Raw genomic sequence first — 14,536 nt, forward strand, 5'->3', positions numbered from 1 at the left:
AAGAAACATTCAGGACTCCGTAAAAGACTGTACCAAACGTCATTGCAGGGGTTCAATCGGCTCTTGACGTCTTAACGAGAGTAAACTGGAAGTAAGGAAAGATTGGAATTAATACGTGGATATCGCAAATAACATCCGACAGATTAACAATCATCAACGGCGCCTGTTTGATGCGTTAGAAGAAATAGATATTACTGAAATTTCAACGTTAGCAGCGGTCTGGCGCGGTCTGATGTTTTATTTGAGCGTAAATATGGATGCCAAGGAGAGGATATTCTACCCTCATTTGGCACGTGTAGGGTTGGGTGCGACAGGTGCTGGAAATGCTGAAGCGGAAGCAATCACTGCACTTCAAGCCCACGATCGGATTCGGTCGAAAATAGCTGATTTAGATAGGTTAGAAATTGGTTACCCTGAATGGTTTGTAGCACTGCAAGAATTGCGTAATTTGAATAGTGACCATATTGCACTGGAGGAAAGTCAGAACCTTGCAGACTTTCGTCGTCGTGCCACTCTCAACTTGAGACATGAGCTTGCCATCGAATTCCTTGCCTTTCAGTGTGATCGCCTCATTTCAGGTAAAAGTGAAATAAACTAAAATTCCATTTTCCACTTAGTAATACAGCGTTGCGTCAGTACGCCGCCATTGTTACGCGATCAGTCGTCCTTCCAGCCAGTCGCGTGTTGCTTTCATTGTCTGATCCGGCACTTTCGGGGCTTATTGACGGCGTAATGCCCACTCCCGACTGCATAAAGACAGCCTATTACGCCGTCTGTGCGAGCCTCGACATCGTCGCGAGGTACGTTTCCGTCCAGTGACCGATGTCGTCGTGCCGCACCGTTTCGACCAGTTCTTGATGACGTTCGCGGCGTTCCTCCAGAGGCATGGCCAAAGCGGTGCGCAGGGCTTGGGCCATTTCATCGATATCGTAGGGGTTTACAATCAGGGCCGAGGTCATGGCCTCTGCAGCGCCCGCGAACTGCGAGAGGATCAGGACGCCTGGATTGTAGGGAGACTGTGCTGCCACGTATTCCTTTGCAACGAGATTCATGCCGTCGCAGAACGGCGTGACAAAGCCGACGTCCGCCGCCCGGTAAAGCGAGGCCAGCGTGTCGCGCGGGATCGCACGGTGGATGTAACGGATCGGTGTCCAGTTCAGATCGGAATACAGACCGTTGACCTGACCGGAGATGCGTTCCAATTCATTTCGGATGTTCTGATAGGCCGTGACCTCTTCACGGGTGGGCGGTGCAATTTGCAACAAAGACGCACGCGGATCGCTTTCTTCGCATATCTCCAGATAAGCACCGAAGGCTCTCATCCGGTTGTCCAGCCCCTTGGAATAATCCAGCCGGTCAACGCCCATAACCAGTCGTTCGCCGGTCGCCAGATTTAATAGTTTCCGCCCGTCCTGACGGCCCGCCACTTCACCAAAGGATTGGACGTCGATCCCAATGGGAAAACTGCGAATTTCGAAATGACGGTCGCGGTACTGCAGCGACCCACGCGCAGATGCTCTGCGCCAACAAGGCCGCGATACATTTCCAGTGCGGCCGCCACATCGCGTTGGGTCTGCAGTCCGACAAGGTCAAAACTTGAGATCCACTCCGGAAAAATGCCGTGTTCTGGCAAGGCCATCAAGTCATGCACAGCCGGAAACGGGATGTGATGAAAGTAGCCAAGGGTTGCTTCCACGCCTTCGTCGCGCAGGCAGGCGGCCAGAGGCAAAAAGTGATAGTCGTGGATCCAGACCATATCGTCCGGCTGCAGATGTTCGGCCATCATACGTGCCAGACGGCGGTTGACACCCATGTAGGTTTCGAAGTCGCCGGCGTTCAGGGCCATCAGATCTGCCCGGCGATGACACAGCGGCCACAGGACGGAATTGGCGTATCCTAAGTAATAGCCATCGTGTTCCTCTTGCGTCAGATCAAAAGTCCGCATGTCGTAGCCGTCACCGGGCACATCGCGAAATTCATCATTCTCTAATTCTGCTATCTGCCCTGAAGTACCGTACCAGATGCCACCATCCTCGTTCAAACAATCATGCAGCGCTACGACCAGACCGCCGGAGGGAGGGCCATCAGACGGCACCCGGTTGGACACTACGATCAGCCGACCCGTCACGACGCACCGCCGTCGGCACAGGCCGCCAGCCGGACAGCTCGATAATGGACAGCCGTGCCAGGGCCTTTGGCTTCCAGCTGCTTGCCTGTCGTCTGACCAACCGCATCCTGTGATTGCCGATGAACGAGGTACACTTCCCCACTGCCGACGAGCGGGTGGCGTGTCAGCGGGCCATCGTGGCGCATTTCTGCGCCGACCGTATCTAGGATCGACATCTCGATGCTCTCCTTCCACGATGGCTCTGTTTGCTCAGTTGTGTCTGGCATCGAAAGACGAGAGACAACATGCTGACGCACAACAGTTTTCCCATTGACGCCAAAATTATATTAAGATTCGAATCCAGCCACATTTTTTTTACGCTTTTTCCAGCCGACGATTTGGTTTCAAACCGGACGTCATAATTGCTCCAACGCAGAGATAAGGCTGATCTTGTTCTTGGATTTAGGCAGAACCGAAAACATCATGTTGCGGAAGCCGCTATCGAATTCCAACTCGCGGTTGGTATGTAGGATGAAACAGACCCCCTTATTGGCCAGAAAACGGGCAGTGACCTCGGAGCCGCCACGACCCAGATCACCGTCCAGAATAATGAGGGGATGGTACAAACTGAAATTCAGCCCGTGAAAGGTGGCTAAGGCGCTTTCAGCATCGTGGTAGACACCGTCGACATTCAGTTCTAATTCACGCAGGGTGCCTGCCAGCCAGGAGGCGACCTGTAGATCGCTTTCGACCATAATAATCCTGTCGAACCTGATTTCCCCAGCAGCGCTCATCTCTGATCCCGCATAAATATGTAATCCACGTCGGCTGCCTGATTATAGCGTGCCGTATTACAATTCTAACACTTACGATGATAAAGAAGTTCCTTTCAGGAATACGGTCGCCAGAGGCGGAAGTGTCACGCAGATCCGCGCGGGCTGACCGTGCATTTCCTCATCAACGGTAGGCAAAGGAACAGGGTTTCCTGCGCCGCTTCCGCCGTATCCGGAGGCATCGGTGTTCAGAACCTCCCGCCAAACACCGGACGAGGGCACGCCGGTGTCGTACTGCTCGCGCACGACCGGCGCCATGTTGCAGATCGCGATGATCGGTTCAGTACCCTCGTGTCCGAAACGGATGAAACTGAAGACATTGTCGTCCTTGTTGCCGCCGTCGATCCATTGAAAGCCGGCAGGGTCGCAGTCGCGCTCATGCAGGGAACCTTCGCGGCGATACAGCGCGTTCAGGTCTGCGATCAGGCGGCGCACGCCGTCGTGGGCCGGATCGTCCAGGAGGTGCCAATCAAGGCTGCGGTCGTGGTTCCACTCCCGCTCTTGCCCGAATTCGCCGCCCATGAAGAGCAGCTTCTTTCCCGGATGCCCCCACATAAAGCCATAGTAGGCCCGTAGGTTGGCGAACTGCTGCCAGCGGTCGCCAGGCATCTTGCCCAGCATCGAGCCCTTGCCGTGGACGACCTCGTCATGGCTGAGCGGCAAGACAAAGTTTTCTGAAAACGCATAGACCAGCCCGAATGTCATCTTGTCGTGGTAGTACTTCCGGTTGATCGGATCCTCGGACATATACTGCAGCGTGTCGTGCATCCAGCCCATGTTCCATTTGAAGGCAAATCCCAGCCCGCCCTCGTTGGCCGGGCGGCTGACACCCGGGAAGGCGGTGCTTTCCTCGGCAATCGTCGCGGCCCCCGACGTGACCTGTTCTACTTGTGCATTCGTGCCGCGCAGGAAATCGATGGCATCGAGGTTCTCGCGCCCACCGTAGGCATTGGGGATCCACTCACCATCGTCGCGGGAATAGTCGAGATAGAGCATTGAAGCTACGGCATCGACCCGCAGCGCGTCGACGTGCAGGTCCTTCAACCAGTAGATCGCTGATGAACGCAAGAAATTTGCAACCTCGCGGCGGCCGAAATTATAGATTAGGGTGTTCCAGTCCTTGTGAAACCCCTGGCGCGGGTCGGCATGTTCATAAAGCGCAGTGCCGTCGAACTGCGCCAGCCCGTGTGCGTCGGACGGAAAATGCGCCGGGACCCAGTCGACGATGACGCCGATGTCGACACCGTGCAGCTTGTCGACCATCTGCACGAACTGTTCCGGCGTGCCGAAACGCGAGGTGGGCGCGTACATGCCGATCGGCTGATAGCCCCATGACCCGGTGAACGGATGTTCGGACAGCGGCAGGAATTCGACGTGGGTAAAGCCCATCTCGGTCACGTAGTCGATCAGCAGATCGCCCATCGTCGCATAGTCGAGAATGGTATCGCCGTCGCCGCGCCGCCAGCTGCTGGGATGCACCTCGTAGATCGAGACCGGCTTGTCGCGCAGGTCCTTCGGGCGACCGGCCATCCAGCCATCGTCCGTCCAGGTGTGGCGGACCCGGCCTTCGACGATGGACGCCGTGCCCGGCGACTGTTCGGCGTGGAACCCGACGGGATCGGATTTTAGCGGTTGCAGCTGACCGTAAACGCCAAGGATTTCGTACTTGTAGGTATCGCCGCGAGCGACTTCGGGAATGAACAACTCCCACACGCCGGAGGCACCGCGCCGCCGCATCGGGTGCCGCCGTCCGTCCCAGGCATTGAACGTGCCGACCACGCTGACACGCCGGGCATTCGGCGCCCAGACGGCAAAGGTCGTCCCCGCGACCCCTTCGTGCTGGACCGGATGCGCACCCAGCTTTGTGTAGAGCTCTTCGTGACGCCCTTCGCCCAGCAGGTATTCGTCCAGCTCTCCCAATACAGGGCCGAACCGGTAGGGGTCGTCACGGATCCAAGAGTGGTCGCCCGCTTGCATCCGCAGGCGGTAATCGAACCGCTTCTTCTTCCCGGGGATGACGGAGGAGAAGAACCCCTCCGCGTGGACCTTCTGCAACTGTGCGACATCGCGCCCCTTGGCGTCCGTCACCCAGACCTCGCCTGCGTCAGGGGCGAAGACGTTGACGGTCACGGTCTTGTCCGTCTCGGACATGCCGAGGAAGCTGAAGGGGTCGCCGTGGCGGCCCCGCAAAATGGATTCCATCTGGTCGTCGAAAGATGTGGCGATCATGCCGCGTCCTTTCCGTTCAGGATGTCGAGGAGGCCATGCAGAGGCGTTTCGATCCACGCAGGCCGCATAGCACGTTCGTATCCCACTTCATAAGCCGCCTTGCGGATCAGGAAGAGGTCGAGCAATGCGCGTTCCACGTCACTGGTGCCAGGATGTATGGGGCTGTCGCCCATGGTGTTGCGATAAGCGCTGAGGAACGCGGCAGAGGTCGCGTCGCGCCAGCCGATGATCTGGTCACGCACCCATTCCCGGTTTGATCCCGCATCGACGCGCCGGTGCAGCACGTCCCACGTCGCATAGTCGAAGGACCGCAACATGCCCGCCACGTCGCGCAGGGGAGAGGTCTTGACGCGACGCTCGTGCAGAGGACGGGTCGGTTCACCCTCAAAGTCGATCAGGATGACATCGTTCTGCGACACGAGCACCTGTCCCAAGTGATAGTCGCCATGGATGCGGATGCGCGCGCCAGAGGGGTCCATGCCCCGCAACGCGGCAAAGCGACCGGCGATATCGTCTCGGCGGGACAGCAAATCATCCGCCAGTGTCTGTGCGTCGCCGGTCAGGGTGGTGGCGCTCAGGTTGTTCATCAGCGTCGCGACCTCGGCCTCGGTCTCGTCGACCAGCGCCGCGATGTCGTCGCGCGTCAGCGGCTCGCTCGAAAATTCGCCGGACCCGCTGCCGAGGGCGAGGTGCAGTTCAGCAGTCCGCTTGCCCAGCACGGTGCCAAGATCAAGTGTTCCGCCCATGAGGGTGCCTTCCTGCTCCTCGACCGGCTGAACCTCTCTCGCCTGCAAATCACGGTCGAGGGCTGCGGTGATAAAGGCCCAGGCGTCACCTTGATTGCGCACGAACTCCAGTGCCGCCGCCAGCGTCGTGACGGCACCGTCGGCATCGGTGAGGTCCACGGTCCCCAGCAGCGCAGGGGCGTTCTTGAAGTCGGTCTCATCCGTTAGGAAGCGGGCGATCTCGATATCCGGCTGCACACCGCTGCGCAGTCGGCGATAGAGCTTCAGGACGATCTGGTCGCCGAAGGCGATGGAGGCGTTGGATTGCTCCCCCGGTAGCAGGCGTACGTCCGTGTCGGTGTCCACCTCGTCCAGCCGGTCCGACCGGGTAAACCTTAAGGTGGCATCGCCCTGAGTCATGTCCTGACCGCTGCGCATCGCGTCCAGCATGGCGATGCTCATCTCCTCGTCAACCGCTCCGTCCATCAGGGCGCCGACACGATTAGTGCGCCGCAGCTTGGCCAGCGTGTTTGGCAGGCGCGGGCCGAGGGTCAGCGCCTCTTCGCGCCAGACGGCAGAGAGGGGGAGGAAATAGGACTGCATGTCGCCTCCGATCTCTACGTCGGCGATGGACAGCAAATGTTTGCCGTCCGACAGCTCGCCCAGTTGGCGCAGGGTCACGGCACCGGTCCGCTCGCCTTTGCCGGCGAACCAGCGTTGCAGGGACAGGTACTGCGGCAGGGTGGACTTGACAAAGTCGCGCCCTTCGCGCCCATCCAGCGCCGTGGACAGCCGCCCGTCGCGGGTCGTCAGGGTCAGGAAGTCGGGCAGCGTGCCTGCGACCGGCGCGTGCCAGGACGGCGCCTGATCGCTGTCGGCGAGTTCGAACCAGTAAAAACCGTAGGCCGGCAGCGTCAGCAGATAGGGCAGGTCGCCGATCGGCGGAAAGGCGGACTGACCCGACAGCTCCACGGGGACCCGACCGGCAAAGGCGGACAGATCCAGTTCGGCCGCCTGCGCGGACCGCGACAGGTTCGCGACGCAAAGCATCGCGACGGATCCTTCCTCGCCCAGCGTGCCGGTGCGGCGGATATAGGCCAGGATCTTGCGGTTCTGCGGATAGAGGATGTCGATCTCGCCCCGCCCAAAGGTGGAGTGCTTCAGCCGAACCGCCAGCATCCGCTTGATCCAGTGCAGGTAGGACGATGGCGAGGCTTGCTGAGCCTCGACGTTGATCGCTTGGTAGCCGTAGGTCTCGTCTTGAATTGTCGGGAGATAGAGCCGCTGTGGGCTAGCGCGACTGAAGCCGGCGTTGCGATCGGCAGACCACTGCATCGGCGTGCGCACACCGTCGCGGTCGCCGAGGTAGTAGTTGTCGCCCATCCCGATCTCGTCGCCGTAATACAGCACTGGTGTGCCTGGCATCGACATCAGCAGCGAGTTCAGCAATTCGATCTTGCGCCGGTCGTTCTGCATCAGGGGCGCCAGACGACGGCGGATCCCCATGTTGATCCGCGCGCGCTTGTCGGCGGCGTAGGTGTCCCACAGGTAGTCCCGCTCGCGGTCGGTGACCATTTCCAGCGTCAGCTCATCATGGTTACGCAGGAAGATCGCCCACTGGCAGTTCTCGGGAATTTCCGGCGTCTGCCGAATGATGTCGGTGATCGCGTGACGGTCTTCCTGTGCTACGGCCATGTACATGCGCGGCATCAGGGGAAAGTGGAACCCCATGTGACATTCGTCGTCGTCGCCAAAATAGGGGCGGGTGTCCTCGGGCCACTGGTTCGCCTCGGCCAGCAGCATCCGGTTTTCGTAATGCTGATCGAGGTCAGCGCGAATGGCCTTAAGAATGTCGTGAGTCTCGGGCAGGTTCTCATTGTTGGTGCCGTCGCGTTCCACCAGATAGGGGATCGCGTCAAGCCGCAGCCCATCGACGCCCTTGTCCAGCCAGAAGTGCATGACGTCCAGCACCGCCTCCAGAACCTTGGGGTTGTCGAAGTTCAGGTCGGGCTGGTGGTCGAAGAAGCGGTGCCAGTAGAACTGTTCCGCCACCGGATCCCAAGACCAGTTGCTGTCGTGGGTGTCATTGAAGATGACGCGAGTCTTGTCCATCCACTGCGTCGGATCGTCGGTCCAGACGTAGAAATCCCGCTCGGGACTGCCTTTAGGCGCGCGGCGGGCACGCTGGAACCAGTCGTGCTGGTCGCTGGTGTGGTTGATAACAAGTTCGGTTACGACTTTCAGCCCGCGGCGGTGCGCCTCGTCCACGAAGGCCTGAAAATCGTCCATTGTGCCGTATTGCGGGTTTACTTCTTTGAATTCCGCAATGTCATAGCCGTCATCGCGCAGGGGCGACGGATAGAACGGCAGGATCCAGATCGTGTTGACCCCAAGCTCCTGCACGTAGTCAAGCCGCTGCATCAGGCCAGCGAAATCGCCGATACCGTCCCCATTGCTGTCCTGAAACGCTTTGACGTGCAATTGGTAGATGATCGCGTCCTTGTACCAGTCGAAAACGGTAGCGTCGGCGGCGGGCATATCGGTCTTGGTAGTCATCAGCGGGGTTCTCCCGGCGCGATCAGGCGCCAAATTGCGTAAGGACGGGACTCAGGGTCGAGGTGCAGGGTCTGGTACTTGCCGTGCCAGGTGAAACGGTTGCCCTTGACCAGATCCTCGACCTCGATCGAGGCGTTGTCGTCCAGCCCAAACTTCCAGAGCGGAATCTCGAAGGTGAACTCGGCCGGGGCGTAGGGGTCGATCAGGACGTGGAACAGGACGAAGTTGCCGGTTTCGGCATCGTGGCGCGCGTAGGCCAGCACGCGGTTGTCGTTGGCCACTTCGAACTGCAGGTTGGTGAAGTCGCGCATCGCCGGCTGTTCGCGCCGGACGCGGTTGATCAGGCGGACGTCGTCCTTGATGTGACCGGGCGCGTCATAGTCGCGGTGGCGCAACTCGTACTTCTCGCTGTCGAGGTATTCCTCGCGCCCGGGCAACGGCGCTGCCTCGCAGAGCTCGAACCCCGAATAAAGGCCCCAGTTGCCCGCAAGGCTCGCGGCCAGAATGGCCCGCGTGCGGAACCCCGGACGGCCAGAGGTCTGCAGGAAGACCGGGTTGATGTCGGGCGTGTTGACGAAGAAGTTCGGCCGCATGTAGTGGCGGCAGTCTTCGTTCGTCAGCTCCGTCAGGTATTCCGTCAGTTCAGCCTTGTCGTTGCGCCAGGTGTAGTAGCTGTAAGACTGGTTGAATCCCACCTTCGCCAGCCTCTTCATCACCTTGGGACGGGTGAAGGCTTCGGCCAGGAAGATCGCGCCGGGGTGGACGGCGTGCACCTCCGCGATGATCCATTCCCAGAAGGGAAACGGCTTGGTGTGCGGGTTGTCGACGCGAAAGCACAAGACGCCATGCCCGGCCCAGAACAGGAACATGTCGCGGATCGCTTCCCAGAAGGGCGCGTTCGGTGTGCCGTCGTCCAGATAGTAGCGGAAATTGACGATGTCCTCGTATTTCTTCGGCGGGTTTTCCGCGTATTTGATGGTGCCGTCGGGCCTGCGATCAAACCAGTCGGGGTGTTCCGCAATCCAGGGGTGATCGGGCGACGCGTTCAGCGCGATGTCCATCGCGATCTCGAGGTTATAGTCCGTCGCAGCTGCGACCAGCGCATCGAAGTCGTCCAGTGTGCCAAGCTCGGGATGCACCGCCGAATTGCCACCCTCATCCGATCCGATCGCATATGGCGAGCCAACGTCGTCAGAGCCTGCGGCCAAGGTGTTGTTTTTGCCCTTGCGGTTGGTCGAACCGATCGGATGGATTGGCGGGAAGTAAAGCACGTCGAAGCCCAGATCTTTGACGTAAGGCAGGCGGTCGATGGTGGTACGGAATGTGCCGTGCTTACCTTCCGCGCCGGTCGAACGGGGAAAGAGCTCGTACCACGCACTGAAGGCAGCGCGTTCGTGATCGACCCAGACTGGAACCTTGTGATCGTAGGTGCAGGCATTGGCCCGTGGACCCGCGCGGTGCATCAGCGCATCGGTCTCCTCCGACATCACGACATCCACCGCGGTCTTGCTCTTCAGCGCCTTCGCCAGCGCCGTCAACGCCTTGGCATCTGCGCCTTGCGCCGGCGTGTCGGCGATCATCAGACGCGCTTCCTCGATCTCCACTGAGACATCCTGACCGGCCGCGATCTTTTTCGCGGCATCGCGCCGCCAAGTGCCCCAAACGTCACGCCAAGCGGCGATCATAAAGGTATGTGGGCCGGGCGCGTCGAAAGTGACCTCAGCCTGCCAGCGGTCATTCTTCAACGCCTGCATCCGCGTTTCGGTCCACTCCGCTTGGCCGTCCGCACGGGTCAGCACCGCCGCCGCAAAGACTTCGTGACCGTCTCCGAAGACATCGGCTGAAATCTCTAAGGGCCAGCCTACCACCGCCTTTGCAGCAAATCTTCCGGCATCGATCTCAGGCTTTACAGCCTCGATAACCATGCGCGAAGCTCCGAGACTTTGCAGCGAACTTCGGGAAGCCTGAGGATCCAATGTCATGGGTCTATACCTTTTCAGTATCGCTTTTTACGTAGTATCAATGATGTGAGACATCGTTCGTTCCTTAGCTCGCCCGTTTATATTGCGACAATTCAGTCTTAACGACGCCTGAGAGATGAAGACGGGATCAATGTCCGGTTATTGGACGTGACGCTTTAGGATGGAGGAATTGCTCGCTGGCCTGTTGTCCGATCCCCACATCCCGTGCCGCTTGGGACAGTGCGCTAAATCCCGCGTTACCGCCCAGGCTCGCCTGGACTTTGTTCGGGTAAATTACGGCATAGCCATGCGTCGGTCCTGCTTGCGCCGAAAGATCGGCGACAGATAAAGGTCCCTGATCCCGTTCGGGACCAGATGCTGCAGATGATCCTGCGCCACAGCAGTAACGCGGTCGCGCAGTTGCAGACGGAAGGTTGCGGTCAATGGAATTTTGGCTGTGTTACCCATGTGCAAAATGCAAAATCGTTTGTCGGAGCGCCGAGCTGCAAACCTGCGCCATCGATTGGCCATAGATCCGGCGGCACGGCTTGGCCCAACTGCACAACGCTGTGCAATTTCCCCGCGCCGAAGGACCAGGTGACTGCCAGTGCCTTCGACCCGATGACGTGGGAACTGGCCCCAGTCTGGCCGCTGTGTAGAAGGGGCAGAACCTGTGTGCACCGCCACGCCAGTAGGCGGGCAGTCAGATTGCGCCAGTCGTCGGCATCTTCGGGTAAGGTGTTGTAGGGTCGTGCGCTGGCAAAAGTCGCGGGGTCCAGCGGATCGGGTAGGTCACCACCGAACCCCGTAAAGGACGAGAACTCGGCCAGACGGCCCTTGCGAACGATATCAGCGAGATCGCCCTGAAAGTCGCAAAAAAAGGGGAACGGCGTGCGCGCCCCTACTTCCTCGCCTTGAAACAGCATCGGCACGAAGGGCGCGGTCAGCAGCAGCGCATGCGCCACCCGCATCGCCTCCGGCCCGGCGAGCGCAATCAGCCGTTCACCCAGCGCGCGGTTGCCGATCTGGTCGTGCGTCTGGTTGGCGTTGACGAAGGCGTCGGGCGGCAGGTGGGCGCTGGGTGCGCCGCGCGGCGGGCCGTCATGCGGATCGTCTTGCCGGGACTGCCCCTGTGCGACGTGGCCATCGGTCAGCGCGATCGCAAGATCCCCAATGGGATCAACGGAGAAGGGGGCGTAATAGCCTTCGGCTTCTCCGGTCAGCAAGCAATGTAGGCTGTGGTGGTAGTCGTCGTTCCATTGCGCATCGGTCAAGCCCGCGTCGCGGTGATGGGACAGATTGCGTTCATCCTCTGCAATCAGATGTAAGGGGCGGGGCAGATCAAGCGCCCGAAGGCGCTTGGCCAATTCCGCCAGAAACTCGGGTGTGGAGGGGTCCTGCAATTGATGCACGGCGTCCAGCCGCAGGCCATCGACGCCGTAGTCCCTGATCCACATGATCGCGTTCTGGATGAAGAACTCGCGCACGGGCGCCCGGGTAAAATCGATCGCAGGCCCCCACGGCGTCGCGCGGTTTGCGTCGAAGAACGCCGGGCAGATCTCGCCAAGATATGCGCCTTCAGGTCCGAAATGGTTATAGACGACGTCGAGGATTACTGAGAGGCCCAGATCATGAGCGACCTTAATAAAATTAACAAAGTCGTCGGGCGTGCCATAGCTTGGATGAGGGGCATAATGCAGTACGCCGTCGTAACCCCAGCCGTGGGCGCCGGCAAACTGGGCTATGGGCATCACTTCTACCGTATTGATGCCTAAGGCGACCAGATTCGCCAGTCGGCCGGCGGCGGCGGCAAAGGTGCCTTCTGTCGTGAACGTGCCGATATGAACTTCTGCTATGACGCTGTCGCGCCAGTCTCGCCCGGTCCACCGGTCGCCGGACGCCAGCATCCTCGTCAGCAGGGACGGCCCGTGGACGGTTTCTTGTTGCTGGCGGGCGGCAGGGTCTGGCACGGTCTGGCCGTCGATACTAAACCTGTAGGCCATGCCCGCCGCAGCCCTGAGGGTTAGTCTGAACGTCCCGTCTGCGGCCTTGTCCATTGGCATTTGGCGGCCGTCTAGGATGACATGCGCAACCGTGGCATCAGGGGACCAAACCGCGAACGACCAGTCGGTATCACTTAACGGGGTCGCGCCCCAAAATTGCGGCTGGCCATTCGACATCTGATCCCCCTTTGAATGCTGAATCAAACTTCATCAGAGGAAGAGATGTTCCAGAAGAAAGCCCCGTGACCGCTCCGGACAGGTTGCAGCTACGTCTGCGGTGCCACCGTTTTAGTGATACGAGCGCCTTCGACAAAATGAGCCGGGAAACCAATGGCAGGTCATCTTCGCCTGATTGCTTTATGCGGTCGAATTGGCGTGCAACAAGAAGACAGGCAACGCCTATCAGCCAGACGAGGGATTAAGAAAAACTACAAATCGCGCATTAAATGCGTATTTTGAAGCGGACCGTTTGGTTGATCTGTCAATGTCATCTATGAGCAGAAACATTCTCTGAATATACCCGGTTTTTCAGATCTTTGGACCGCCTAAACCATTTCGCTCTCGGCAACACGCCCCGGCCGCAGGATGCTCAGCCGACAGTTTAAAAACAGGCTAGTTTATCAGGGCACTCCCATCCTGCTAGGATGGTTCGACGCTGTTATTGCAAATGTTGACCATTGCACGCACCATGTCCGGCGAGACCTCAGCATCGACGCCGGCATTGTCAGCGCCAGTGTTACTGTTGTCCTTCACCATAGCCGCATCGTTTGGCCGTCCTGCCACATCGGAAGACGTCAGGTTTCCAACATCCCCGCTATCGACCCCCGCGTCCGCAGGCGGCATTTCGTTCGATCCTACAGTCATAAGATTGGCGACTGCGTTCTGCTGGGCAGTAGCTTCAAGATCTAGAAACTGCGTGCAATTCAGCGATGGATTTCCAGCACCCGTCTTGTTGCCTTGTTGAGCAAAGGCTGAGCCTGCCTGGAGAAGCGTGAGTGTTCCGACGATGGCAAACCATGACCTGTTCATTGAATGTCTCCTGAGGTTGCAATATTTCGTTTACGCGTTTCAGATGGGCAACGCGTTGGAGACCTTTTCGTCGCAGTGCTGCGGCAATTCGCCTCATTCACTGACTGCTTTCATAGATCGTGCGTCAATAAACGTTGCTCTTGAGCAGACGCTCGGTGCCTTCCCTGATATGGCGGAGAGGGTGCCGTACCGGCATGCGCCAGGCTTGGTCCACTTTGCCATTTGTTCCATACCCCCACTTTGCGGCTTTGACAGCCTGAACGTCGGACATGATGGCAGCGTCCGGGTAATCGGCGTTGCCATTCTTCATAGGCTCGGTCAGCCCCAACGGCACGGGGCAGTCAAGGAACGCAGCAATGCCAGCTAACGTGCGGTCAGGGTCGCGAACGAGATCCTCGTAGCGAAGCACCACGACTGCGTGGAGGTAGGTGAGATCCTGCTCTGCTTGAGCGTAGGCGTCCAACCAATGATCAATCAATTCCGTAGTGGGCTTATCTACCCATTTTGCAACTGCGGCTGCCACGGCTTCAGGATGACGCAGTACCACCACGAAGTGCGCCATAGGGAATAGCTGCTGCAGAAGACGCATCCGTGTCAGATTTACCGGAGACTTTTCAACGCGCCACACGCAGTCAGGTGGAAACCAAGGATCCCAGTCTGCCATCAGGCGCTGGCGTGTGTCCCAGGTGTTAAGGGGGTGATCCTCCGTCATGTGCTGTTCCGAATCGGTGGCAAAATGCATCGGGATACCACTGCGCGCGTGATGAGGGATGGCGCCTTGCAGGTAGGCACCTTCGTTTTCGGGCACTGGAGCCTGTGTGATGGCACCCACACCGGGAATGCTGCCAATGTCACGCGCAATGAGGCTGGTGCCCGACCTGTGCAGTCCCCCGACAAAAACATAGCGATGAGCGTGCCCTCTAGACATTTGTTCCGTATCCATTGGTTGAAAATTATCAAACTTCAGGTCGCTGGCCTGAATGCAAACCTCTGAATCAATTCAGAAGTAACTAATTGGGCCACCCCAGAACGTTGTCGACATTTCTCTTTTCGGAACCGGGGGGAGGGGGGGACGTTATCAGACATTAGAGGA

The 14,536-nt window shown here is 59.0% G+C and carries 9 protein-coding genes and 1 pseudogene; 1 reads left to right on the forward strand and 9 read right to left on the reverse strand.

Annotation, left to right across the window (positions count from 1 at the left end; translation table 11 throughout):
* The first annotated feature begins 115 nt into the window (after window positions 1-115).
* Window positions 116-598, forward strand: a complete 483-nt coding sequence (locus GLR48_RS21255; RefSeq protein WP_237065275.1) for a hemerythrin domain-containing protein — start codon at window positions 116-118, stop codon at window positions 596-598.
* Between the two features lie 166 nt (window positions 599-764).
* On the opposite strand, the pseudogene GLR48_RS26005 reads toward GLR48_RS21255, so the two are convergent.
* From GLR48_RS26005 to GLR48_RS21300, 9 genes and pseudogenes are all read right to left on the reverse strand, one after another.
* Window positions 765-2,128 (reverse strand): annotated as a pseudogene (locus tag GLR48_RS26005) (alpha,alpha-trehalose-phosphate synthase (UDP-forming)).
* Window positions 2,125-2,343 (reverse strand): hypothetical protein, encoded by a 219-nt coding sequence (locus GLR48_RS21265; protein ID WP_237065277.1) that lies wholly within the window; start codon window positions 2,341-2,343, stop codon window positions 2,125-2,127. Before GLR48_RS21265 ends, GLR48_RS26005 begins: the two are co-directional and overlap by 4 nt.
* A 180-nt stretch (window positions 2,344-2,523) precedes the next feature.
* The gene (locus GLR48_RS21270; protein ID WP_237065279.1) at window positions 2,524-2,862 is read right to left on the reverse strand and encodes a hypothetical protein; all 339 of its coding nucleotides are present in this window, start codon (window positions 2,860-2,862) and stop codon (window positions 2,524-2,526) included.
* A gap of 111 nt (window positions 2,863-2,973) precedes the next feature.
* On the reverse strand, window positions 2,974-5,169 hold the full coding sequence (gene glgB / locus GLR48_RS21275) for a 1,4-alpha-glucan branching protein GlgB (protein ID WP_237065281.1): 2,196 nt from the start codon (window positions 5,167-5,169) through the stop codon (window positions 2,974-2,976).
* On the reverse strand, window positions 5,166-8,450 hold the full coding sequence (treS, locus tag GLR48_RS21280; protein ID WP_237065283.1) for a maltose alpha-D-glucosyltransferase: 3,285 nt from the start codon (window positions 8,448-8,450) through the stop codon (window positions 5,166-5,168). Before treS ends, glgB begins: the two co-directional genes overlap by 4 nt.
* A complete protein-coding gene (locus GLR48_RS21285; protein WP_237065285.1) occupies window positions 8,450-10,432 on the reverse strand; it encodes an alpha-1,4-glucan--maltose-1-phosphate maltosyltransferase in 1,983 nt (660 codons plus the stop codon). Before GLR48_RS21285 ends, treS begins: the two co-directional genes overlap by 1 nt.
* 419 nt (window positions 10,433-10,851) lie before the next feature.
* Complete coding sequence (gene treZ, locus GLR48_RS21290) at window positions 10,852-12,591, reverse strand: malto-oligosyltrehalose trehalohydrolase (protein WP_237065287.1); 1,740 nt, start codon at window positions 12,589-12,591, stop codon at window positions 10,852-10,854.
* 462 nt (window positions 12,592-13,053) lie between these two features.
* On the reverse strand, window positions 13,054-13,443 hold the full coding sequence (locus GLR48_RS21295) for a hypothetical protein (RefSeq protein WP_237065289.1): 390 nt from the start codon (window positions 13,441-13,443) through the stop codon (window positions 13,054-13,056).
* A gap of 124 nt (window positions 13,444-13,567) precedes the next feature.
* The gene (locus tag GLR48_RS21300) at window positions 13,568-14,386 is read right to left on the reverse strand and encodes a sulfotransferase family protein (RefSeq protein WP_336886665.1); all 819 of its coding nucleotides are present in this window, start codon (window positions 14,384-14,386) and stop codon (window positions 13,568-13,570) included.
* Window positions 14,387-14,536: the final 150 nt, after the last annotated feature.

The sequence above is a fragment of the Loktanella sp. M215 genome (assembly GCF_021735925.1).
Classification (GTDB): domain Bacteria; phylum Pseudomonadota; class Alphaproteobacteria; order Rhodobacterales; family Rhodobacteraceae; genus Loktanella.

Coding starts and splice junctions, on each gene's coding strand:
- GLR48_RS21265 (WP_237065277.1), bottom strand. CDS start 2,343: ATGTCGATCCTAGATACGGTCGGCGCAGAAATGCGCCACGATGGCCCG.
- GLR48_RS21270 (WP_237065279.1), bottom strand. CDS start 2,862: ATGGTCGAAAGCGATCTACAGGTCGCCTCCTGGCTGGCAGGCACCCTG.
- glgB (WP_237065281.1), bottom strand. CDS start 5,169: ATGATCGCCACATCTTTCGACGACCAGATGGAATCCATTTTGCGGGGC.
- treS (WP_237065283.1), bottom strand. CDS start 8,450: ATGACTACCAAGACCGATATGCCCGCCGCCGACGCTACCGTTTTCGAC.
- GLR48_RS21285 (WP_237065285.1), bottom strand. CDS start 10,432: ATGACATTGGATCCTCAGGCTTCCCGAAGTTCGCTGCAAAGTCTCGGA.
- treZ (WP_237065287.1), bottom strand. CDS start 12,591: ATGTCGAATGGCCAGCCGCAATTTTGGGGCGCGACCCCGTTAAGTGAT.
- GLR48_RS21295 (WP_237065289.1), bottom strand. CDS start 13,443: ATGAACAGGTCATGGTTTGCCATCGTCGGAACACTCACGCTTCTCCAG.
- GLR48_RS21300 (WP_336886665.1), bottom strand. CDS start 14,386: ATGGATACGGAACAAATGTCTAGAGGGCACGCTCATCGCTATGTTTTT.